Here is a 22,513-nt window from a genome sequence, read left to right as displayed (position 1 = left end):
GCCGACCTACCTACAAACGATCGGGCTTGTCGGTCAGAGCGGTATCCTCACCTGCTGCTATGTCGCGAAGCCACTGAGGGACGGGCTTGTTGTCGTATTCGCGCAGCTTGATGGACGCTCCTGCGGCGGCCGCGCGAACTCGGCGCTTTTGCTCCGGTGTCCAGGACCGGCGCGCTTCGGTGCTCGTCATGACTGCTCCTTGTAGGCACTGTGGGATCCAATGTCGCTGGTGTGTTCGGTTTCCGCCAGGTCAGTGCCGGCTACCGTCACAGCGCAATCGGCCAGCGCCTGAAGTGTGTCCCGGTCAGTCCTGGCGATGAACGGGTGCTCGCTCGATTGTCAGCGCGGGTTCGTTGGTTGACCGTCAGAATCACGCCGACGACGGCGAGTAGCCCGACCAACAGGGTTATCCAGGCGTGTGAGGGCAAGTGATGGCCTTTCTACCGGTCCGGGGCGGGGGATGCCGGGACTGTAGGAGATCGCACCGACACGACGCCGTCGTTCCACCCGAGTCCAAGTCGCTTACAACCGGTCTCCAAGTGGACCCGGCCACAGTTCCTCCCATGACTACAACAGCCCGCAGAGCCTCTGCATCCGCTCTGGCGTTGATCGCCGGCGCCACCCTCCTGTCCGCATGTTCCTTCTCCATCGGCACCGGTGGCGACGCCGAGGCAGCTCCCGACGGCGCCGTCGAATTCGACGACCTGCAATCCGCGACGATCCAGCTCGAAGCGCTCGGCACCTTCGTCTCCCCGCAGGAAGGTGGATACGAGGCTGCGGGACGCGGTTCCGGATTCCTGATCTCGTCCGACGGTTACGCACTCACCAACAACCACGTCGTCACCGGTGCAGGCACCCTGAAGGTCTGGCGCGGCGGAGACCAGAGCGACACACTCGGCGCCCGCGTCGTCGGCTCGTCGGAATGCCTCGATCTCGCCGTCGTGAAGCTCGAAGGCGACGACTTCCCGTTCGTCGCCTTCCACGAGGGCGAGATCGACACCGCCGACGAAATCTACGCTGCCGGTTACCCTCTCGGCGATCCGACGTTCACGATGACCAAGGGCATCGTGTCCAAGGCCGACACGGCCGGTGACACCCCGTGGGCCTCACTCGACCACGTCATCGAGCACGACGCGAAGATTCGCAGCGGCAACTCCGGTGGCCCGTTGGTCGACCCGGACGGCCGACTCGTCGGCGTCAACTATGCGGGCAACGACAAGTACGACACCAACATGGCCATCCATCGCGACGAAGTGCAGAACGTCGTCGACGATCTCAAGGACGGCAAGAACGTCCTCAGCCTGGGCATCAACGGCGAGGCACTGACCGACGACTCCGACACCGGCCTCGGCGTCTGGGTCAACTCGGTCGCGTCGGGATCCGCTGCCGACAAAGCAGGCATCGAAGCCGGCGACCTGCTGACCAGCATGGAAGGGGTCACCCTCGGAACCGACGGCACGATGGCCGACTACTGCAGCGTCCTGCGCACCCACGGCCAGGACGCGACGCTGTCCGTCGAGGTCTACCGCCCCTCGACCGATTCCTACCTACGTGGTCAGATCAACGGCGACGCGATCGAGGAAACCACCACCGTCTCGTCCCGGGTGTCGACTCCGCAGAGCGGCAGCAGCGTCTCGCAGACCAGCACCGGCGGGTTCACGACGGTCGAGGACAACGACGGTGTCGTCAGCGTCGACGTCCCGGCGGGGTGGAACCAGGTCGACGGCACCAAGTTCGTCGACGACCGGAACAACTACTTCTACGGCGTCGAAGCGAGCTCGAATCTCGAGCAGTACCAGGGCGGGTGGGGCGCGGTCGGCACGTCGGTGATGGCGTCCGACACCGCGGTGTCCAACTCCTCACCGGAGGATCTGCTGAACTGGGCGACGAAGTCTCTGCCGGAGTCGGGATGCGTCTCGACCGGCCGCGAGGACTACAGCGACGCGCTGCACACCGGCCGATTCGAGGTGTGGACCGGATGCGGCGAGACCGCAGCAACGTACATTCTCGTTGCGGCCAAGGCAGATTCGGGTCGCTACCTCACCCTGGTGGCCGTACAGGCCAACAGCGAGGCCGACCTCGACGCGGCGGACCGCGTGATGAACAGCTTCACGGTTGCGCTGTAGACAATTCCGACAGATCGAGGTTGTGCATTCGATTCACGATCGGATGCACAATCTCGAATTCGGCGCCTACGGCATTCTCCGCAATACTGACGTTCGGTTTTCTCGCTGACTCCGATTCCTCAGGAGTCTTTCGTCACCACCGTGAACGATCGGTGAATTCGACAAAGCGACCTACGGCCCTTTTGTTAAAGCCGAGAGTACTTTTCGTTACACCCTTTTGCGTGGTGGACCGAGCGTCTAGCGTGGGGTGCGGCGCACCGATGCGCCTGCTCCACACCCCTCATTGCAAGGAGTCACCATGTTCGACCTCGCATTCCTGTCCGATTTCTTCGGCGCCTTCTCCGACCTGTTCGGCGCATTGGACTTCTTCAGCGGATCCGCTGAACAGTAAAACGACTGCGCTGTTTCTATTTACAGCTCGGTCCGCGATAAACCGAATGCCTCGGATCGAATTCGATCCGAGGCATTCGCATATCCGGTCGGAAACCGGGCAACCTTGCGCATCGATGAACCATCCACACCGTCTATCAGCTGTGGCGGGCCATCGATGCCGAAAGGGAGGGGACGGCGAGCAGATCAGTTACGCGGACGCTTACCCCGCCGGTCGCCGCCGAACTTGCCACCGCCGCGACCACCGCGGCCTCCTCCGGGAGGACCCTGGTCGGGCTGCAGCTGAATCAACACGCCGCTGATTCTGGTGCGCCGCAAGGCTTCCATGGTCTCGTCGGCCAAATCGGCGGGAAGTTCGACGAGCGAGTGATCGGGCCGAATGCTGATGTGCCCGAAGTCGCTTCGACGCAAGCCGCCCTCGTTCGCGATGGCGCCGACGATCGCACCGGGCACGACGTGATGCCGCTTGCCGACGGCGATGCGGTACGTCGCCATCGCCTGGCCGGTCTTGCGGTGATGCGAGCTGGCCGCATCCTCGTCGAAGCTGCGGGGCGGGCGCGGTTCGCGCTTTTCGCGAGGCGCACGCGGCGGGGCGGGCGGCTCCGGCTTGAGCAGGAACTCCTCGCCGTCCCGTGACTGGACGGCCAGCGCGGCGGCGATGTCGGCGAGCGGCACGTCGTGCTCGCGCTCGTAGTCCTCGATGAGCTTGCGGAACAGACCGAGGTTGGGCGAGTTCAGGCTCTCGGTGATGGAGTCGCCGAACTTCTGGACGCGCTGCGCGTTGACGTCGTCGACGCTCGGCAGTTGCATCTCGGTGATGGGCTGACGCGTCGCGCGCTCGATGGCCTTGAGCAGATGCCGCTCCCGCGGCGCGACGAACAGCAGTGCCTGACCGGCGCGGCCCGCGCGACCGGTACGGCCGATGCGGTGCACGTACGACTCGGTGTCGTGCGGGATGTCGTAGTTGATGACGTGCGAGATGCGGTCGACGTCGAGACCACGGGCCGCGACATCGGTGGCGACGAGGACGTCGATCGTGCCGTTCTTCAGCTGACCGATGGTCCGCTCGCGCTGCGCCTGCACGATGTCGCCGTTGATCGCGGCCGCCGAGAATCCCCGTGCGCGCAACTTGTCGGCGAGTTCCTCGGTGGCCTGCTTGGTGCGGACGAACATGATCATCGCTTCGAACTCTTCGACCTCGAAGATTCGAGTGAGCGCCTCGAGCTTGCGCTGATGCGCGACCTGCACGTAGCGCTGCGTGATGTTGGGCGACGTGGTGGTCTTGGTCTTGACGGTGATCTCGACCGGGTCGTGCAGGTACTGCTTCGAGATCTTGCGGATCGCGGGCGGCATGGTGGCCGAGAACAACGCGACCTGCTTGTACTCGGGGGTGTCCGACAGGATGCGCTCGACGTCGTCCTGGAAGCCCATCTTCAGCATCTCGTCGGCCTCGTCGAGGACGAGGTACTCGAGCTGCGACAGATCGAGCGTCCCCTTCTCGAGGTGGTCGATGACGCGTCCCGGCGTTCCGACGATGATCTGCGCGCCCTTGCGCAGCCCCGACAGCTGAATGCCGTAGGCCTGGCCGCCGTAGATCGGGAGGATGTGCAGACCGGGGATGTTGGCAGCGTACTTGCCGAACGCCTCGGCTACCTGCAGCGCAAGCTCACGCGTCGGCGCGAGAACCAGCGCCTGCGGGATCCGACGTTCGACGTCGAGGCGCGACAGGATGGGGATCGCGAACGCTGCGGTCTTACCCGTTCCGGTCTGCGCGAGGCCGACGACGTCACTGCCGTTCATCAGCGGCGGAATCGTGGCGGCCTGGATCGGCGACGGAGATTCGTAGCCGACGGCATGCAGAGCCTTCAGGACTCTCTCGTCGATACCGAGGTCCGCGAACGTCGCCTGTGCGCTGTCGTCGGACGAAACCGGGCTGGTGGAACTGGACTCGTCAGACGTCACGGCGGCATCCTGATTCGGCTCTGTTGTGCTCATATACAACCGAGTTTAGTCCCTGTCATGAACCGCCGATGACCTCGTGGCTGGATTGTCGAGCGAACGGCCGTCCGGCGTTCTAGCGTCGACAGTGATGATGTTCGCCGATCGTATGGAAGCCGGCCGCATCCTGGCCAAGGATCTCGGTCACCTCGCAGGGCAGAATCCGCTGGTACTGGCGCTGCCACGAGGCGGCGTGCCCGTCGCGGCCGAGATCGCCTCCGCGCTCGGGGCCGAACTCGACGTCATTGCTGTCCGCAAGCTGGGAGTACCGGGACAGCCCGAACTCGCGATGGGCGCGATCGGTGAGAACGGCACGCTGATCCTGAACCGCGACGTCATCGATCACCTGAGGATCACGGCCGACGACATCGACCACGTCAGACGTCAGGAAGAGATCGAGCTCGCGCGGCGTGCGCAGCGGTGGCGACGCCACGGCCCACGCTCGCGTCGGGGCAGGCTCGCGGTGATCGTCGACGACGGGATGGCGACCGGTGCCACCGCGGAGGCAGCCTGCCGCGTCGCCGCTGCCGAAGGTGCGGCGGGAATCGTGTTGGCCGTCCCGGTCGCGTCGCCCGACGCGGTTGCCCGCATCCAGCCGCTCGTGAACGAGGTCCGGTGCCGCGTCGAGTCCCACCTCGACGGCGTCGGCGCTGCGTACGGCGACTTTCACCAACTGACGGACGACGAGGTCACCGCCCTGCTTCTGTGACCGAACCGACACTCGGTGTCGAGAATGTGACCCGTTACGGTTATTGTGCATTCGAGTCACACCTAACTCCGCAGGACAGGTCGGAAATTCGCAAACCGGACAACCATCGGTAGTGCACTACGGCTCGGAATGTGATGAAATGCACACCTATACGTCAGTTTTTCGGAGGGGATTCAAGTGCGCGAATATTCTGTGCCGGCATCATTCACCATTCCTGATGATGTCTCGATGGCCGATACCGTGTTTCGGTACGAGAAGGAGTCCCCCAACCTGGTGCCGTTCCAGCGTCTCGTGAACGGCTCCTGGGTCGACGTCACCGCGAAGCAGTTCGCGCAGGAAGTGGCAGGCGTCGCCAAAGGCCTCATCGCATCGGGCATCGAACTCGGCGACCGTGTCGCCATCCTGTCGGCCACCCGCTACGAGTGGGTCGTCCTCGACTACGCCATCTGGACCGCAGGTGGCTGCACCGTTGCCATCTACGAGACGTCCGCACCCGATCAGGCGCAGTGGATTCTCGAGGATTCCTCGTCCAAGCTCCTCGTAGTCGAGACTCCCGCCCACGCGGAGGCGTTGAAAGAGGTCACCGAAGGCGCCGCCGAGCTGCGTGAGGTTCTGCAGATCGATGCAGGCGCGCTCGACGAGTTGACCACCCGCGGCGTGGACGTCAGCGACGAGGACCTGCATGCCCGCCGCGGTCAGGTCACCGCGTCGTCGCCCGCGACGCTCATCTACACGTCCGGAACCACCGGTCGGCCCAAGGGTGTGCAGCTCACCCACTCCAACTTCTACGCCGAGACCAAGGCCGTTCAGCTCGCACTCGGCGACGCGATGAAGGAGGGCAGGCGGACGCTGATGTTCCTCCCGATGGCACACGTGTTCGCCCGTGCAATCTCGTTCGGCGCATTCGAGTCCAAGACGACCGTCGGACACACCTCCGACATCTCGACGCTGCTCGACCAGTTCGCCCTCTTCAAGCCCAACTTCATCCTGTCGGTGCCGCGTGTGTTCGAGAAGGTCTACAACTCGGCGAAGCAGAAGGCGCACGACGGCGGCAAGGGCAAGATCTTCGACAAGGCTGCCGCCACCGCGATCGAGTGGAGCGAGGCCAAGGACAAGGGCGGCCCCGGCCTGGTGCTGAACCTCAAGCATGCGCTGTTCGACAAGCTCGTCTACTCGAAGCTCCGCGCTGCACTCGGTGGCGAATGCGACCGCGCGGTGTCCGGAGGCGCAGCACTCGGCGCACGGCTGGGCCACTTCTTCCGCGGCGTCGGCATCCCGGTCTACGAGGGATACGGACTCACCGAGACCAGCGCGGCCGTCACCGTCAACACCACCAAGGACCAGCGCGTCGGCACCGTCGGTAAGCCGATCAACGGCCACGCGGCGAAGATCGCCGAGGACGGCGAACTGCTCGTCAAGGGACCGGTCGTCTTCGGTGGCTACTGGCACAACGACAAGGCGACCGCCGAATCCATCGTCGACGGCTGGTTCCACACCGGCGACCTCGGCTCGATCGACCAGGACGGCTTCGTCTCGATCACCGGCCGCAAGAAGGAAATCATCGTCACCGCGGGTGGCAAGAACGTCGCACCCGCTGTGCTCGAGGACGCACTTCGAGCGCACGCCCTCATCAGCCAGTGCCTCGTCGTCGGCGACGCCAAGCCGTTCATCGGCGCGCTGATCACGCTGGATCCCGAGGCGCTTCCCGGGTGGAAAGAACGCAACAGCATCGCCGACGGCATCGCATTCGACGAACTGTCGAAGCACGCCGACCTCGTCGCCGAGATCGACAAGGCCGTCGCCGACGCCAACAAGAAGGTCTCGAAGGCCGAGCAGATCAAGAAGTACAAGATCCTCGAGGTCGACTTCACCGTCGAGACCGGCGAACTCACGCCGACGATGAAGCTCAAGCGCAACATCATCCATCAGGAGCGTGGCGCCGAGATCGAGGCGATCTACGCCAAGTAGTCCTTTTCGTGTGACGTGCAGGTACCCGGCCTGCACGTCACACGTGAGAGAGCAGGAAATCCGCGGCTTCGAGCGTGACCGTGCGGTGGACCTTCTCGTGCAGGAGATCGTGGCCGGCGTTCTCGAACTCCCTCAGCCGGGCACCGGGGACGGACGGGATCCACTCGCGCACCGCGTCGATCGGGGCCATTCGGTCGTCGACACCGTGCATCGCCAGCAACGGCACGGTCGACGAATTCAGATCCCCGGCCTTACCCGTCGTCGACGTCGGCGTTCCGCACAACACTGCGGAGACGAAATGATCCGGATCCTTGTGGAGGGCTGCAATCGTCGTCGCCGCGCCGAGGGAATGACCCATCAGAGCCATCGGCACGCCCGCGCGCTCGGACCTGGCGATCTCGGCGAGCTGTAGCGCGTTGTCGGCCAGACCACCGATCTGCGACGCGTCGGACAACTCCCCTTCGGTCAGTCCGTGGCCGACGTGGTCGACGGCCCAGACATCGATGTTCTCGCCGTTGAGCACGCGGGCGAGACGGTGGTAGTGACCGCTGTTCTGTCCGAGACCATGAAGAAACACCAGGACAAGACGTGGATGAGCTGTGGTCCACGAGCGGTAGTGGACAGCACCGGTGACTCCTTCGAAAAACGGCATTCGACTATTTTGCCTGGCTCGGTTCGATGTCGCAGCAGTCCCCTACAGTTGTCCGCGTGTTCCTCCTCGACGACCGGGTGGTCTTCAGCGCGAGCGACCTCTCCGCGGCAGCGGTGTGCGAGTACGCGCTGCTGCGCACGCTCGACGCGCACCTCGGCCGGGTCGAGGCAGGCGTCGCTGCTGCCGACCCGATGCTCGAACGCACATCGGCGCTCGGATTCGCGCACGAACGTCGGCAACTCGAGGCGTTCCAGAAACAGTTCGGCGCCGGTGTGTCGATCATGCCGCGGCCGGAGCGCACGCGTGTCGCCTACGCCGACGCGAACGCGGCCACCGTCGAAACGGCGTTGTGGGGCTACGACGTCCTGTACCAAGCGACGTTCTTCGACGGACGATTCCTCGGATTCTGCGACTTCCTCGTCAAGGAGGATCGTGGCTATTCGGTCTACGACACGAAGTTGTCCCGGCACGCTCGGGTGCCTGCGTTGCTCCAGCTCGCCGCGTACGCCGACGCGCTCGAACGGAACGGCATCGAGGTCGCCGACTCGCTGCACCTGATGCTCGGTGACGGCACCACCACCGATCACGCGCGCAAGGACCTGCTGCCGGTCTATCGTCGTCAGCGCGCACACCTCGAGGACATTCTCGACGAGCACATCGCCGACGACGAACCCGTCGACTGGGCCGATCCGCGGTACACCGCGTGCGGCAGGTGCGACGCGTGCGAAGAAGAAGTGGTCGCGCGCGACGACCTTCTTCTCGTGGCGGGGCTGAGCGGTGGCCATCGAGCACATCTGATCGACGCGGGCATCACGACGACGAGAACACTTGCAGCACACGACGGTTCCGTGGACGGTATCTCGCATCGCATTCTGACCAACCTGCGTTCGCAGGCGGCTCTGCAGCTCGCGCAGGCCGACAGCGGCGTCGCCGAATACGAGATCTTCGACGCCGACGCACTCGGTTCGATCCCGGAACCGGACCCCGGCGACATCTTCTTCGACTTTGAGGGTGACCCGTTGTGGGCAGAGCCGGGTTCCAACGACTGGGGCCTCGAGTACCTGTTCGGCGTGCTCGAAGCCGACGGCACCTTCCTGCCGTTCTGGGCACACGACCGCGCGCAGGAACGCCAGGCGCTCGGAGACTTCCTGGACTACGTCGTCGAACGGCGTCGACGCTTCCCCGGCATGCACGTCTACCACTACGCGGCGTACGAGAAGACGGCCCTGCTTCGACTCGCCGGACGTTACGGCGTCGGCGAGGACGTCGTCGACAATCTGCTGCGGCAGAACGTGCTCGTCGACCTCTACCCGATCGTCCGGTCGTCGATGCGGATCGGCGAACGCTCGTACAGCATCAAGAAACTCGAACCGCTCTACATGCCTGCCGATCGCGACGGCGACGTCACCAATGCGGCCGCGTCGATCGTCGAATACGCCAACTGGTGCGACCTGCGCGACGAAGGCCGCACCGAGGAGGCGGACGCCGTCCTGTCGGCCATCGCCGACTACAACGAGTACGACTGCGTCTCCACCATCCGGCTGCGAGACTGGTTGCTGGAGAGGGCATCCGAGGCAGGCGTCACACCAGATCCGATCTCCGAGATCCCCCTCGAGATCGACGATCAAGCGTCACCACTCGAACAGTCGCTTCGAGACTTCGCCGGCATCGGCGAACGAGACGCGGTGCGGCAGGCCGTCGCGCTGTACGGCGGATCCATCGGATATCACCGTCGCGAGCGAAAACCGTTCTGGTGGGCTCATTTCGACCGGCTGCAGAAGCCGATCGACGAATGGGCCGACGCTGCAGACGTATTCGTGGTCGAGTCGGGAACGATCGAGTCGGAGTGGTCGAAGACGACCCCACGGCAGAAGTTGCTCCGGCGACGTCTTCGTCTGATCGGCAACGGCGGCGTCGAGAAGTCCGTGCGACTGCTGTACGACCTGCCTGCCCCGGACGGCCTCGAACAACCGCACCCGACGTATCGCTCGTGCAGCCGAGGCGATGTCGTGGAAATCGGAGACACGTTCGTCGTCGTCGACGAGAAGCTCGCCGCCGGTGCGGACCCGTACGCCGACCTCCGATGGCTTTGGCTCCGACGTCGCCGATTCCGTCGGCGAGTCTGGAAGCCGCCATCACCGCTGCCGCCGAGGAGGTGCAGCGGGGACTGCCGGACCTTCCGCGGACCGCCGTCGCCGACCTGACCTCCCGAGCGACACCGAGAACACTGTCCGGCAAGCCACTTCCGACGCTCGTCGGCAGCGACTACATCGGGGCCATTCGCACCGCATTGCTCGATCTGGACAACTCGTACCTGGCCGTGCAGGGACCTCCCGGAACCGGCAAGACGTACACGGCCGCATCCGTCATCTCGACCCTGGTACGCGAGCATCGGTGGAAGATCGGCGTTGTCGCACAGTCGCATTCGGTCGTCGACAATCTACTGCAGGGCATCGCGAAAGCCGGTGTTCCTGCGCAGCAGATCGGCAAGAAGAAGGCACCCGACGGACTCACCGAACTCCGTGAAGGCGATTACCCGTCGTTCATCGGGGATTCCGTGGACGGCTGCGTCGTCGGCGGCACGGCGTGGGACTTCTCCAACTCGAATCGCGTCGAACCCGGCTCGCTGGATCTTCTCGTCGTCGACGAAGCGGGACAGTATTCACTCGCGAACACGATCGCGGTCGCGCAATCCGCTCGAAATCTGTTGCTGCTCGGCGATCCTCAGCAACTACCACAGGTCAGTCAGGGCACGCACCCCGAACCGGTCGACGAGTCCGCTCTGGGCTGGCTGTCGGCGGGGCACGGCGCACTGCCCGAGGACCGCGGCTACTTTCTCAGTCGCACATGGCGCATGCACCCCGACCTGTGCGCACCCGTGTCGGCTCTGTCGTACGAGGGCAAGCTCTTCTCGAACGAGGCGCACACGCTGCAGCGGAACCTCGTCGGACTCCGCGCGGGCCTGCACACCGTGTACGTCGACCATCACGCGAACACCACCGACTCCCCCGAGGAAGCCGACGAGATCCGTCGACAGATCGAGAAGCTCGTCGGCAAGCAGTGGACCGACCCGAAGAACCACGACGGAAGCCGGGGCCTCGAACCCACCGACTTCATCGTCGTCGCGCCCTACAACGCGCAGGTGGCCCGCATTCGAGAACACCTCGACGGCGCCGGTCTGGGGGACGTGCTCGTCGGAACCGTCGACAAGTTCCAGGGCCGTGAGGCACCGATCGCGATCGTGTCGATGACCGCGTCCAACCTGGGTGAATCACCCAGGGGCGCAAGCTTTCTCCTGTCGAAGAACCGACTCAACGTCGCGATCTCGCGCGGACAGTGGGCGGCATTGCTGGTGCAGTCGTCGACGCTGACGCAGTATCTCCCGTCGACACCGCACGGCCTCGAATCGTTGGGCGCATTCATGGCACTCGGCGAGACCGGCTAGCCGAAGTTCTTCCCCTCGCCCCGGTAGGTCGGCACGGTGGTGACGCTGCCGTCGGACTCGACGATGTGCAGCGCGTCGAACCGCTCGCACACCTCGCCTGCCTTGGCGTGCCGGAACCAGATACGGTCGCCGATCGAGATTCCGGCCCCGGCAACGGGTGTCTGTACCTCGCCTGCACCCTCGTTGCGCAGCAGTTTCAATCCGCCGAGCAGGAGGCCGCGCGCCGCGGACGAGACGGCGACAGGCGTCGGCACCCTCGATTTCGACGCAGGCCCCGACGCGATGTACCCGCCGCCGAACGCCGTCGCCACCGAGCGAGTGGGCGTCCGAACGACCGGAAGTGCGAAGTACAGAGCAGGATTGGGCGCGAACGCCTTGTAGCGGTCGAACAACGTCGGCACGAACAGACCCGAACCTGCCGTCACCTCGGTCACGACCGGGTCCGCACTGCTCACCTCGAGCGAGCCGGTCCCACCGCTGTTGACGAACTCCAGATCTCCGACGACGCCCGTCACTGCGTCGACGACAGCTCCTCTGCGCGTGCGTAACTCGGCGGCCGACGCGCGCTTGACCAGCTCGATGGCCACACTCGAATCGGGCAACCCGGCAATCTGCGCTTCGTAGAACATGATTCCGACGACGCGGAAGCCGCGGTCCTTCGCCCGCGCCGCGAACCGGGCGACCTGGTCGGGCTCACGGAGCGGCGAGCGACGCACCCCGAGATGCAGTGGCCCGATCCGCAGGGACGCGTCGACGTCGATGCAGATACGCGGCTTGATCCGGTCGGAACCGGCGGCGGCACGGATGATGTCGAGGTGGGCCACGTCGTCGACCATCAGGGTGATCCGCCCGGACAGCACTCTGTCGCGGGTGATCTCGGCGATGGAGTCGGCGTCGACCGTCGGATATCCCATCAGAACGTCCTGCGCACCGAGCCGGGCGAGCCAGAGCGCTTCGGCGGGCGAGTAGGTCATGATCCCGCGAAAGCCGCCTCCTGCAGTCAGATTGGGACCGAGAACCCGTTCGAGCACGGCTCGGGTTCGCACCGACTTCGCCGCGACGCGCACCGGCATGCCGCCTGATCGACGGCACAGGTCGGCGGCATTGGCGTCGAGCGCGACGGCGTCGACCGCCGCGAACGGTGGTCGGAGCGACTCGGTGGCGCTTGCGATGCGGTCCAACGCGGTACGGCCGTGCACGGTTCGTGGCAGCAGTGATGTCACGGAGTTCCTCGTCCTGTCGTCCGAAGGCAGTGTCCTCACACTTCTACAGCCTTCGAGGCGATGATGCCGGACAGATCGTCGAGAGCGGCGATGACCGCCACGTCGTCGTGGTCGACCAGCCACCGCAGGATCAGCCCGTCCACCGTCGCCATACCGAAACGCGCCACGGCCTCGATGGGCTCGATCCACCGCGTGCCGGTGAACTCCGAGCAGCGTTGGAAGAACAGCAGGGTCTCGTCGTCGCGGATGCGGTACTGCCCGGTCGCGATGGACGCGGCCAACTCCGACCCCAACGCACGATGGCGTAGCAGGTAGGTCTTGATCTCGTAGGACAGAAGCTGCCGGTCGGCGGTCTTCTCGACGATCGGCCAGATGGCGCTGAGCCCGCTGTGCACGAGTTCTCGCAGACCCGGAACCCCCGGCAGATTGACGGAGTCGGTGAACGCAGCCTGCAGCGCTCGCGTCACGTCGACGACGAGGCCCTCGCCCATCGCGATGACGAGCGACTCCTTCGATTCGAACAGGTAGTAGACCGCCCCCTGGCTCACCCCCGCTTCGTCGGCGACACCGCGGACGGTCAATGCCTCGATTCCGACCCGCTCGGCGCGATCGAGGGCAGCCGAGACCAGCTGTGCACGCCTCGTGTCCGCCGACAGCCGGGTCTGCATGCCCCGATAGTAAGCGGGCAGCCCCTCTGCGGACTGGCGATTGACCGTGTCGACGGTGCACATTCATAGTTGTGCGATGAACGGAGTCGAGTGGCGGAACTGGGCCGGGAATCAGAGCGCTCGCCCGCAGGAGTCGGTGAGTCCGAAAACCGTCGAGGAAGTGCGACGCACGGTCTTCCATGCAGCCGAGACCGGACTGCGCGTCAAGTGCGTCGGCGCCGGCCACTCGTTCACGTCGATTGCGGTGACCGACGGAATCCTCGTCGACCTCGACCGGTTGCAGGGCATCGAATCCGTCGTGCCGATGCCCGACGGTTCTGCGTCGGTGACGGTGTTCGCCGGGACGCGTCTGCGCGCGCTGACCGCATGGTTGTGGGACCTGGGCCTGGCGATGACGAACCTCGGCGACATCGACGAACAGTCGATCGCGGGTGCCATCTCGACGGGGACGCACGGGACCGGACGACGATTCGGCGGCATCGCGACTCAGGTACAGGCACTGGAGATGGTGACCGCCGACGGCAGCGTCGTGACGTGTTCCCGCGACTCGGAGCCGGACATGTTCGACGCGGCCCGCGTCGGACTCGGCGCGCTGGGCATCATCACGAAGGTCACGTTGCGATGCGAGCCGGCGTTCGCGCTGCATGCCGTCGAGGCGCCGTCGACGTTGACCGGCACGCTGTCGTCGCTGCCGGACGTCGTCGAGCAGACGGATCATTTCGAGTTCTACTGGTTTCCGCACACCGACCGGGTGCTGACGAAGACGAATACTCGGTTGCCTGCCGACAGTCCGTTGGCGCCACTCGGTCGTGTCAGGGCTTATCTCGACGACGAGTTGTTGGCGAACCGTGCATTCGAGATCGTCAACCGCGCGGTGACGCGTTTCCCGGCCGCGATTCCGCGAGTCAACGCCTTCTCGTCGAGGGCACTGTCGGCGCGCGAGTTCACCGACCGGAGTTATCGCGTGTTCGCGTCGTCGCGCACCGTTCGGTTCCGCGAGATGGAATATGCGGTGCCTGCGGAGTCGATCACGTACGTGGTGCGCGAGGTGGATCGGTGGCTGCAGTCGTCGGGCTTCGCGGTGGCGTTCCCCGTCGAGGTGCGCTTCGCGGCCGCCGACGACATCTGGCTGTCGACGGCGAACGGCCGCGACAGCGCGTACGTCGCGGTGCACCAGTACCACCGGCGGGAGCACCGCGAGTACTTCGACGCGGTGGAGAAGATCGCCCGCAGCGTGGGCGGGCGGCCGCACTGGGGGAAGCTGCACTCGCAGACGGCGAACGATTTCGCCGAGATGTACGAGCATTTCGGTGACTTCGTCGCGATGAGGGACAAACTCGATCCGGGCGGGATGTTCGGGAACGAGTACCTGGCAGCTGCGCTGCATGTGAGCAGAAATGCATAGAGGGCTATACATTTCTGCTCACGTGTTGTCCGGACTTCTCGCTGCCGCAGTCGTTCTCGGCGTCGGCGAACTCGTCGCCGTGCCGTTCGGGCCGAACTCGTCACCGTTCTTCGCAGTCGGATCCGCCGTCGTCGACAACACCCCCGAAGCAGTACGGGAGTGGGCGATCGACACGTTCGGCACGTCGGACAAGACTGCCCTGTTCGTCGGGATGGCGGTCGTCATCGCGTCGATCGCCGCTGCGGCCGGGGTGCTGAGACGGCCGTGGGGAGCAGTGCTGTTCGGGGTGCTCGGGGCGGTCGGCGTACTCGCCGCCGTCACACGCAGCACCGCCACTCCCCTGTCCGCACTACCGACGATCATCGGCGTCGCGGCGGGGATCGTCGTACTGAACGCCCTTCTGCGAACCGAAGAACCCGTCGCCGACGGTATGTCGCGGCGTAGTTTCCTCGGCCTTGCCGTCACCGCCGGAGTCGTCGCCGTCGCGGCAGGCACCGCAGGCCGGCTTCTCGGCCAGGCGCGTGACGTCACCGCCAACCGACTCGGCTTCAGGCTCCCAACGCCGACGCCTCAGCCCCCGATCCCCGCGGGCGCGGACCTGCGGATCGACGGGCTGGCGTCGTACATCACGCCGAACGACGAGTTCTATCGCATCGACACCGCACTGGTAGTGCCGCAGGTGGCGTCGGAGGACTGGTCGCTGCGCATCCACGGGATGGTGGACCGCGAACTCGAGATCACGTTCGCCGACCTCGCGACGAGGCAGGCCGTCGAACGCACCGTCACGCTCACGTGTGTGTCCAACATCGTCGGCGGCGATCTCGTCGGGAACGCCACCTGGATCGGCTACCCGCTGAAGGACCTGCTCGAGGAGGCCGGAATCCAGGACGGCGCGGACATGGTGTTGTCGTCCAGTCACGACGCCTTCACCGCGGGCACGCCGCTCGAGGTGCTGTTGGACGGCCGCGACGCGCTCCTGGCCGTCGGCATGAACGGGCAACCGCTCCCCGTCGAGCACGGCTATCCGGCACGTCTCGTCGTACCCGGCCTGTACGGGTACGTGTCCGCGACGAAGTGGGTCACCGACCTCGAGATCACCCGATTCGACAAGGCCAGCGCCTACTGGACCGACCGCGGCTGGGGTGAGCGCGGCCCGATCAAGACCGCGTCGCGCATCGACACCCCCAAGCCAGGAGCAGCGGTCGACGCGGGAACGGTCGTCGTCGCAGGCGTCGCATGGCATCAACACACCGGAATCTCCGGCGTCGACGTGCAGATCGACGACGGAAACTGGGTGGCAGCAACACTGTCCGAGGAGTACTCGACGGACACGTGGCGACAGTGGACCTACGAGTGGGCCGCAACGCCCGGCCAGCACACCATCCGTGCCCGCGCGACCGACGGGAACGGCGACATCCAGACGTCGATGACGGCCGACACCGTGCCCGACGGGGCAACCGGCTATCCGAAAGCGTTCGTCACCGTCCGATGAAGGACGCCTTGATGCTGTTGTCGTACAGGATCTCTCGCTCACGAGCCGTCAGACCGAGCGCGGTCTCGAGGGCGGCGAAGTTGTCGTCGACGTAGCCGCCGAAGTACGCCGGATCGTCCGAGTTGACCGTGACGATCAGACCGCGCTCGATCATCTGCCGGATGGGATGCTCCGACAGATCCTCGTACACCTTCAACCGCACGTTCGACAGAGGGCAGACCGTCAGCGGAATCTCCTCGTCCACAAGACGATTCACGAGAGCGTCGTCCTCCAGACAGCGGACACCGTGATCGACGCGTTCCACACCCAGCAGGTCGAGGGCCTGCCAGATGTACTCCGCCGGGCCCTCCTCCCCCGCGTGCGCGACGACGTGCAAGCCCTCGGCTCGCGCCTTCGCGAACACGTCGACGAACAACGACGGCGGGAAACCGGCCTCAGCGGAATCGAGGCCGAGCCCGATGATCGGGGCCTGCATCGCGAGCAGATCGTCGAGCAGCTTGTTGGCATGCAGCACCGGTTCGTCCCGCAGAATCGACGCGATCAGCCCGCTCTTCACCCCGAATTCCCGCTCGCTCGACGCCACCGCATCGGACAAGCCCTCGACGACGGCCTCGAGCGCGACACCCCGCGCCGTGTGCGCCTGCGGATCGAAGAAGATCTCCGCCTGCGTCACACCACCTGCGGCAGCACGACGGAAATACGCGCGCGCAAGATCACCGAAATCCTCGGCAGTCCTGAGCACCGACATGTTGGCGTAGTACAGATCGAGGAACGACTGCAGATCCGTGAACTCGTACCGGGCCGCCAACTCGTCGATGTCGTTGTACGGCAACGCAATTCCGTTGCGCTCGGCGAGTGCGAAGATCTGCGGAGGCTCCAGCGAACCTTCGATGTGCATGTGCAGTTCGGCGAGCGGGGTAGTCATCGCAGAAAGTCTACTTACCGGTGTACGTCGCCTTTCCCGGGCCGTTCGCCAGGAAACTCTTCACCGCACCTTTCAGATCCTCGGTCTCGAACAGCGCCCCCGACACGTCCGCGGTGATCTCGTCCGCATGAGCGACACCACCCGAACGCCACGCTGCCACGATCTTCTTGGTGGCAGCGTGAGCCACCGTCGGTCCGGCGGCCAATCGCTCGACCAGGGTACGGGCAGAGGCGTCGACGTCGTCGTGGATGCTGTTGACCACGCCCCACTCCTTCATGGTGGCCGCGTCGTAGAGGTCGCCCGTCATCACGAACTCGCGCGCACGTCCGGAGCCGGCGCGTTCGGCGAGGCGCTGCGGGCCACCCATGGACGGGGTGAGGCCGACGACGATTTCCACGAGGCCGAACTTGGCCTTCGGTGACGCGACGATGATGTCGCAGGCAAGGGAGATCTCGAACGCGGCCGTCAAGGTCAGTCCGTGAGCCGCGTAGACGACCGGGCACGGCAACGCTTCGAGCGGATGCGCGATCTCGTCGAACAGGCGACGCCACAGATCGGCGCCCTGTTGGGCCAACAAGCCGTCGAAGACATGCACGTCGACGCCCGCCGAGTTGACCTTGCCCTCGGCCCTGAGCAGCACCGCGCGGGGTGGATACGCCGTCAGATCGGCGATGTTCGCGCACACGGCGTCGAACATCGCTTGATCGAACAGATTGAGGGGCCCGTGGTCGAAGGTCAACACTGCGACCTCCGCACCGGCATCGGTGGTGTACCTGACGAGCGAAGTGGGTTGGTCAGCCATGGTGTCAGAGTGCCATACGCTGCGCGACGCGTAGTTACCGACGAGTATATTGCGTCTCGATTACCGTTACCTGGAGGAACACACATGAGGCGCAGCCTGTTCGAGAAGGACCACGACGCGTTCCGCGAATCCGTCCGCGAGTTCGTGACACGCACCATCACTCCCGTCGAGGAAAAGCTGATCGAGCAGCGCTTCATCGACCGGGAGATCTGGCTCGAAGCAGGGCGCAACGGCTTCCTCGGCCTCGAGGTGCCGGAGGAATACGGCGGCAGCGGCGCCGAGGACTACCGCTTCAATGCAGTCCTCGGTGAGGAACTCGCTCGATCGAGCGCCGCCGTGGCGTCGTGCTTCGGCATTCACTACGACATCGTCGCCCCGTACCTCGTCCAGCTGACGACCGAGGAGCAGAAGAAGCGCTGGCTGCCCGGCTTCTGCAGTGGCGAACTGCTGACGGCGATCGCGATGACCGAGCCGTCGGGCGGATCGGACCTGGCGTCCCTGAAGACCACCGCAGTGAAGGACGGCGACGACTTCATCATCAACGGGTCGAAGACGTTCATCACCAACGGCAACAGCGCCGACCTCGTCATCGTCGCCACCAGGACCACGCCCGAGAAGAAGGCGCGCGGCATCACGCTGTTCGCCGTCGAGAACGGAACCGAAGGCTTTTCGCGCGGACGCAAGCTCGACAAGGTCGGTCAGCCCGAATCGGACACGGCCGAGCTGTTCTTCGAGAACGTGCGGGTGCCGTCGTCCAACATGATCGGCGAGTTCGACGGCGGCTTCATCCACATGATGCAGCTGCTGCCGCAGGAGCGCATCAGTGCGGCGGTGGCGAACCTCGGTCACGTCCGGCCGATCCTCGAGGAGACGCTCCAGTACGCCAAGGACCGCAAGGCATTCGGTCAGGCGATCGGCTCGCTGCAGTGGAACAAGTTCCTGCTCGCCGAGCTGGTCACGAAACTCGATGTGGCACAGGCGTTCGTGGACAACTGCATCGTCGCGCACGGCAACGGTGAACTGACCGCCATCGACGCCGCCAAGGCCAAATGGTGGACGTCGCAGGTGCAGAACGAGATCCTCGACCACTGCGTCCAGCTCCACGGCGGCTACGGCTTCATGAACGAGTACCGCGCTGCCCGAGCCTGGAAGGACGCTCGGGTCACCAAGATCTGGGCAGGATCGAACGAGATCATGAAGGAACTGATCGGCCGGGATCTAGGGCTGTAGGCGCCTTCGGCGCACGTGCGCGCGAATGTATAGCCCTCTATACATTCGCGCGCACGAGGCGAAGCCGCCCTAGCCGACCACCAACAACAGATCGCCGCCATCCACCTGCGCGCCGGCCGCGATCGGCACCCGCGTGATGACACCGGCCCTCGTCGACGTGATGGACGCTTCCATCTTCATGGCCTCGATCGTGCCGACGGTATCGCCCACCTCGACCGTGTCGCCCTCCTTCACGGACAGCGTGACGACGCCGGTGAACGGGGCGGACAGGTGTTTCGGGTCCGCGCGGTCGGCCTTCTCGGCCTGCGTCGTCGACGACTCGACGCCGCGGTCACGCACTCGAACCGGACGCAACTGCCCGTTCAAGATGCACAGGACGTTCCGCATCCCGTCCGTGTCCGGCTCCGAAATCGCCTCGAGGCCGATGATCAACTCGACGCCCTTCTCGAGTTGCACGCGGTGTTCTTCGTCTTGCCTCAGTCCGTAGAAGTATTGGTTCGTCGACAACTGAGACGTGTCTCCGTACTCACGTCGATGCTTCTCGAACTCGCCGGCCGGACCGGGAAACAGCAAGTGGTTGAGCGTGTTTCGCCGTCGGTCACCCGGCTCGCCCAATGCAGCGATGTCGCTGTCGCTCAGCTGCGTGACGGCGGATCTGTCCGGACGACCGACGAGCGCGCGGCTACGAAGCGGCTCGGGCCATCCGCCCGCGGGCTCACCGAGTTCGCCGCGCAGGAAATCGACGACCGAATCCGGGATGTCGAGGCTCTGCGGCTGCTCGGCGAATTCGGCTGCGGTCGTGTCCGAACCGACCAACGCAAGTGCGAGGTCGCCGACCACCTTGGACGACGGCGTCACCTTGATCAGTCGCCCCAATTCCCGATCGGCACCTGCGTACGCGGTCTCGATGTCCTCGAATCGATGCGACAGTCCCAGCGCAGCTGCCTGCTGACGCAGGTTCGACAACTGACCACCGGGAATCTCGTGCGTGTAGACGCGGCCCGTGGGGGCCGGGATGCCGGACTCGAATGGTGCATACATCGAACGCACTGCCGCCCAATACGGTTCGAGGTCGCACACCGAACTCAGGTCGATACCGGTGTCACGGTCGGTGTGTTCGGTGGCTGCGACGATGGCCGACAACGCAGGTTGGCTGGTGGTTCCCGCCAGCGCGGCGCTCGCACCGTCGACCGCATCGACGCCTGCTTGCCATGCCGCAAGGTACGTCGCCAGCTGACCGCCCGGGGTGTCGTGGGTGTGCAGATGGACCGGCAGGTCGAAGCGCGAACGAAGCGCCCCCACCAACGTCGCTGCTGCCGCGGGGCGGAGCAAGCCTGCCATGTCCTTGATCGCCAGGACGTGCGCGCCTGCGTCGACGATGCTGTCCGCCAGCCGGAGGTAGTAATCGAGCGTGTACAGGGTCTCGTTCGGATCGGACAGGTCACCGGTGTACGACATGGCGACTTCCGCCACTGCGACACCGGTGTCACGAACGGCATCGATCGCCGGTCTCATCTGATCGATGTTGTTGAGCGCGTCGAAGATTCGGAAGATGTCCACGCCTGTCGCGGCAGCTTCCTGCACGAATGCGTGCGTGACGCGGTCGGGATACGCCGTGTAGCCGACCGTGTTGCGTCCCCGGAGCAGCATCTGCAGGCAGATGTTGGGCATCTCCTCGCGCAACGTCGCGAGCCGCTCCCAGGGATCCTCGTGCAGGAATCGAAGGGCGACGTCGTAGGTGGCTCCGCCCCATGCCTCCACCGAGAACAACTGCGGCGTCAACCGGGCGACATGAGGTGCGACGGCAGCGAGGTCGCGTGTCCGCACACGCGTCGCCAGCAACGACTGATGAGCATCTCGGAACGTCGTGTCGGTCACCGCCAGCGCCGACGATGCACGAAGATGGGCTGCGAAGGCGTCGGGACCCAGAGCCGCGAGCCGGTCACGTGAACCTGCTCGAGGTGCCGCCGCCAGATCGACAGGTGGGAGTTTGTCGACAGCGTAGATCGACGACGGGCGTTCTCCATGCGGACGATTGACGGTCACATCGGCCAGGTACCGCAGAATCTTCGAACCGCGGTCGGCAGAGACGTTCTGCGTCGACAGTTCAGGGTGTTCCTCGATGAACGTCGTGGTGACGCGCCACGCCGCGAAGTCCGAATCACCCAGCACCGCCTGCAGGAAGGGAATGTTGGTCGCCACGCCGCGCACACGGAACTCCGCCAGAGCGCGCCTGGACCGTGCACATGCCGTCGCGAAATCACGTCCGCGACAGGTCAGTTTCACCAACATCGAGTCGAAGTGCGAACCGATCTCGGAACCGACTCCGACGATGCCGTCCAGCCGGATACCCGAGCCGCCCGGAGTGCGGTAGGCGGTCACTTCGCCTGTGTCGGGCCGGAATCCATCGGTCGGGTCCTCGGTCGTGATGCGACATTGCAGAGCAGCACCGTGAATCGAGATGTCGTCCTGCGTCAGTCCCAGATCCGACAGAGTCTCACCCGACGCGATACGCAACTGCGACGCCACGAGATCGACGTCCGTGATCTCCTCCGTCACCGTGTGCTCGACCTGGATGCGGGGATTCATCTCGATGAACACGTACCTGCCGTCGGGGCCAAGAAGGAACTCGACCGTGCCGGCGCACGTGTAGCCGACATGCTTCGCGAAGCGGACGGCGTCGTCGCACATCGACTGTCGCAGAACAGGATCGAGACCGGGCGCGGGAGCGACCTCGACCACCTTCTGATGCCGCCGCTGCAACGAGCAATCTCGCTCGAACAGATGGACGACCTCGCCCGTCGAATCGCCAAGGATCTGCACTTCGATGTGGCGTGGGTCGACCACCGCCTGTTCGAGGAAGACGGTTCCGTCCCCGAACGCCGTCTCGGCTTCGCGGGATGCGGCGCCTATCGCATCGCGCAACTGCCCGGGCTCGGCGACGCGTCGCATGCCGCGACCTCCCCCGCCCGCGACCGCTTTGACGAACAACGGGTACTCGATACGTTCGGCGGCGGCGACCAACTCGTCGACGTCGTCGGACGGAGGGGTGGACGCAAGGACGGGCAGGCCCGCAGCCTTCGCCGCTGCTACCGCACGTGACTTGTCTCCGGTCAATCTCAGAACCTCCGGCGACGGTCCGACGAACGTGATGCCCGCGGACGCACACGCCGCCGCCAATTCGGCGTTCTCGGAGAGAAATCCGTAGCCGGGGTAGACGGCGTCCGCACCCGACGTCCTTGCCGCGTCGAGAATCGCGTCGACGGACAGGTACGCGCGCACCGGATGGCCCACTTCACCGATCTGATACGACTCGAATGCCTTGGCGCGGTGCGCCGACTTGCGGTCTTCGAAGGGATAGACGGCGACGGTGGATGCGCCCAGCTCGACCGCTGCACGGAACGCACGGACGGCGATTTCTCCGCGGTTGGCAACGAGGACTTTCGCGAACATGGTGGCCCCTCTCGGGTGAGCCTGAGC

At 65.2% G+C, this 22,513-nt stretch carries 14 protein-coding genes and 1 pseudogene; 7 read left to right on the top strand and 8 right to left on the bottom strand.

The window, feature by feature from the left end; genetic code table 11:
- Positions 1 to 10: 10 nt before the first annotated feature.
- Positions 11 to 190 (bottom strand): hypothetical protein, encoded by a 180-nt coding sequence (locus tag A3K89_RS17255; RefSeq protein ID WP_068428241.1) that lies wholly within the window; start codon positions 188 to 190, stop codon positions 11 to 13.
- Between the two features lie 373 nt (positions 191 to 563).
- Here A3K89_RS17255 and A3K89_RS17250 point away from each other — a divergent pair, with 373 nt between their 5' ends.
- Complete coding sequence (locus A3K89_RS17250) at positions 564 to 2,126, top strand: S1C family serine protease (RefSeq protein WP_157105369.1); 1,563 nt, start codon at positions 564 to 566, stop codon at positions 2,124 to 2,126.
- A 576-nt stretch (positions 2,127 to 2,702) separates the two neighbouring features.
- On the opposite strand, the gene A3K89_RS17245 is transcribed toward A3K89_RS17250, so the two are convergent.
- Entirely contained in the window at positions 2,703 to 4,511 is a 1,809-nt protein-coding gene (locus A3K89_RS17245) for a DEAD/DEAH box helicase (RefSeq protein ID WP_068428238.1), read from the bottom strand.
- A 94-nt stretch (positions 4,512 to 4,605) separates the two neighbouring features.
- Between A3K89_RS17245 and A3K89_RS17240 the strand changes: the two genes are divergently transcribed.
- Together A3K89_RS17240 and A3K89_RS17235 are read left to right on the top strand one after the other, a co-directional pair.
- Complete coding sequence (locus A3K89_RS17240; RefSeq protein WP_068428234.1) at positions 4,606 to 5,223, top strand: phosphoribosyltransferase; 618 nt, start codon at positions 4,606 to 4,608, stop codon at positions 5,221 to 5,223.
- A gap of 177 nt (positions 5,224 to 5,400) precedes the next feature.
- Complete coding sequence (locus tag A3K89_RS17235; RefSeq protein ID WP_068428231.1) at positions 5,401 to 7,191, top strand: AMP-dependent synthetase/ligase; 1,791 nt, start codon at positions 5,401 to 5,403, stop codon at positions 7,189 to 7,191.
- Positions 7,192 to 7,228: 37 nt separating this feature from the next.
- Here the strand turns inward: A3K89_RS17235 and A3K89_RS17230 are convergent, their stop codons facing one another.
- Positions 7,229 to 7,843 carry an alpha/beta hydrolase gene (locus A3K89_RS17230; RefSeq protein WP_068428228.1) on the bottom strand — a complete coding sequence of 205 codons (615 nt, stop codon included), beginning with the start codon at positions 7,841 to 7,843 and terminating at the stop codon, positions 7,229 to 7,231.
- 56 nt (positions 7,844 to 7,899) lie between these two features.
- Here A3K89_RS17230 and A3K89_RS17225 point away from each other — a divergent pair.
- A pseudogene (locus A3K89_RS17225) lies at positions 7,900 to 11,288 on the top strand (TM0106 family RecB-like putative nuclease).
- On the opposite strand, the gene A3K89_RS17220 reads toward A3K89_RS17225, so the two are convergent.
- Positions 11,285 to 12,511 carry an alanine racemase gene (locus A3K89_RS17220; protein WP_084423879.1) on the bottom strand — a complete coding sequence of 409 codons (1,227 nt, stop codon included), beginning with the start codon at positions 12,509 to 12,511 and terminating at the stop codon, positions 11,285 to 11,287. The pseudogene A3K89_RS17225 and the gene A3K89_RS17220 sit on opposite strands and share 4 nt — an antisense overlap.
- Before the next feature lie 35 nt (positions 12,512 to 12,546).
- The gene (locus tag A3K89_RS17215) at positions 12,547 to 13,179 is read right to left on the bottom strand and encodes a TetR/AcrR family transcriptional regulator (protein WP_068429073.1); all 633 of its coding nucleotides are present in this window, start codon (positions 13,177 to 13,179) and stop codon (positions 12,547 to 12,549) included.
- 76 nt (positions 13,180 to 13,255) lie between these two features.
- Between A3K89_RS17215 and A3K89_RS17210 the strand changes: the two genes are divergently transcribed.
- Together A3K89_RS17210 and A3K89_RS17205 are read left to right on the top strand one after the other, a co-directional pair.
- Positions 13,256 to 14,584, top strand: coding sequence for a D-arabinono-1,4-lactone oxidase (locus A3K89_RS17210; RefSeq protein ID WP_068428226.1), 1,329 nt, complete (start codon positions 13,256 to 13,258; stop codon positions 14,582 to 14,584).
- Positions 14,577 to 16,076 (top strand): molybdopterin-dependent oxidoreductase, encoded by a 1,500-nt coding sequence (locus A3K89_RS17205; RefSeq protein WP_068428223.1) that lies wholly within the window; start codon positions 14,577 to 14,579, stop codon positions 16,074 to 16,076. The genes A3K89_RS17210 and A3K89_RS17205 overlap by 8 nt, the downstream gene beginning before the upstream one ends.
- On the opposite strand, the gene A3K89_RS17200 is transcribed toward A3K89_RS17205, so the two are convergent.
- Positions 16,063 to 17,001: an adenosine deaminase gene (locus A3K89_RS17200; protein WP_068428220.1), complete on the bottom strand. Its 939-nt coding sequence runs from the start codon at positions 16,999 to 17,001 to the stop codon at positions 16,063 to 16,065. The genes A3K89_RS17205 and A3K89_RS17200 overlap by 14 nt on opposite strands.
- A gap of 10 nt (positions 17,002 to 17,011) precedes the next feature.
- Positions 17,012 to 17,803 (bottom strand): enoyl-CoA hydratase/isomerase family protein, encoded by a 792-nt coding sequence (locus tag A3K89_RS17195; protein WP_068428218.1) that lies wholly within the window; start codon positions 17,801 to 17,803, stop codon positions 17,012 to 17,014.
- Positions 17,804 to 17,887: 84 nt separating this feature from the next.
- Here A3K89_RS17195 and A3K89_RS17190 point away from each other — a divergent pair, with 84 nt between their 5' ends.
- On the top strand, positions 17,888 to 19,033 hold the full coding sequence (locus A3K89_RS17190) for an acyl-CoA dehydrogenase family protein (protein ID WP_068428216.1): 1,146 nt from the start codon (positions 17,888 to 17,890) through the stop codon (positions 19,031 to 19,033).
- Positions 19,034 to 19,102: 69 nt separating this feature from the next.
- Here A3K89_RS17190 and A3K89_RS17185 read toward each other — a convergent pair whose 3' ends face one another.
- Positions 19,103 to 22,486 (bottom strand): pyruvate carboxylase, encoded by a 3,384-nt coding sequence (locus A3K89_RS17185; protein ID WP_068428213.1) that lies wholly within the window; start codon positions 22,484 to 22,486, stop codon positions 19,103 to 19,105.
- Positions 22,487 to 22,513 lie beyond the last annotated feature (27 nt).

It is taken from the genome of Rhodococcoides kyotonense (assembly GCF_001645385.1).
Classification (GTDB): Bacteria; Actinomycetota; Actinomycetes; order Mycobacteriales; family Mycobacteriaceae; genus Rhodococcoides; species Rhodococcoides kyotonensis_B.
Note: the sequence above shows the minus strand (reverse complement) of the source record. Positions and strands in the feature narration are given on the sequence as shown.

Excerpts from the sequence above, each read along its gene's own strand:
- A3K89_RS17190 (WP_068428216.1), top strand. The coding sequence starts at position 17,888 with ATGAGGCGCAGCCTGTTCGAGAAGGACCACGACGCGTTCCGCGAATCC.
- A3K89_RS17240 (WP_068428234.1), top strand. The coding sequence starts at position 4,606 with ATGATGTTCGCCGATCGTATGGAAGCCGGCCGCATCCTGGCCAAGGAT.
- A3K89_RS17210 (WP_068428226.1), top strand. The coding sequence starts at position 13,256 with ATGAACGGAGTCGAGTGGCGGAACTGGGCCGGGAATCAGAGCGCTCGC.
- A3K89_RS17195 (WP_068428218.1), bottom strand. The coding sequence starts at position 17,803 with ATGGCTGACCAACCCACTTCGCTCGTCAGGTACACCACCGATGCCGGT.
- A3K89_RS17200 (WP_068428220.1), bottom strand. The coding sequence starts at position 17,001 with ATGACTACCCCGCTCGCCGAACTGCACATGCACATCGAAGGTTCGCTG.
- A3K89_RS17185 (WP_068428213.1), bottom strand. The coding sequence starts at position 22,486 with ATGTTCGCGAAAGTCCTCGTTGCCAACCGCGGAGAAATCGCCGTCCGT.
- A3K89_RS17250 (WP_157105369.1), top strand. The coding sequence starts at position 564 with ATGACTACAACAGCCCGCAGAGCCTCTGCATCCGCTCTGGCGTTGATC.
- A3K89_RS17205 (WP_068428223.1), top strand. The coding sequence starts at position 14,577 with ATGCATAGAGGGCTATACATTTCTGCTCACGTGTTGTCCGGACTTCTC.
- A3K89_RS17245 (WP_068428238.1), bottom strand. The coding sequence starts at position 4,511 with ATGAGCACAACAGAGCCGAATCAGGATGCCGCCGTGACGTCTGACGAG.
- A3K89_RS17215 (WP_068429073.1), bottom strand. The coding sequence starts at position 13,179 with ATGCAGACCCGGCTGTCGGCGGACACGAGGCGTGCACAGCTGGTCTCG.
- A3K89_RS17255 (WP_068428241.1), bottom strand. The coding sequence starts at position 190 with ATGACGAGCACCGAAGCGCGCCGGTCCTGGACACCGGAGCAAAAGCGC.
- A3K89_RS17230 (WP_068428228.1), bottom strand. The coding sequence starts at position 7,843 with ATGCCGTTTTTCGAAGGAGTCACCGGTGCTGTCCACTACCGCTCGTGG.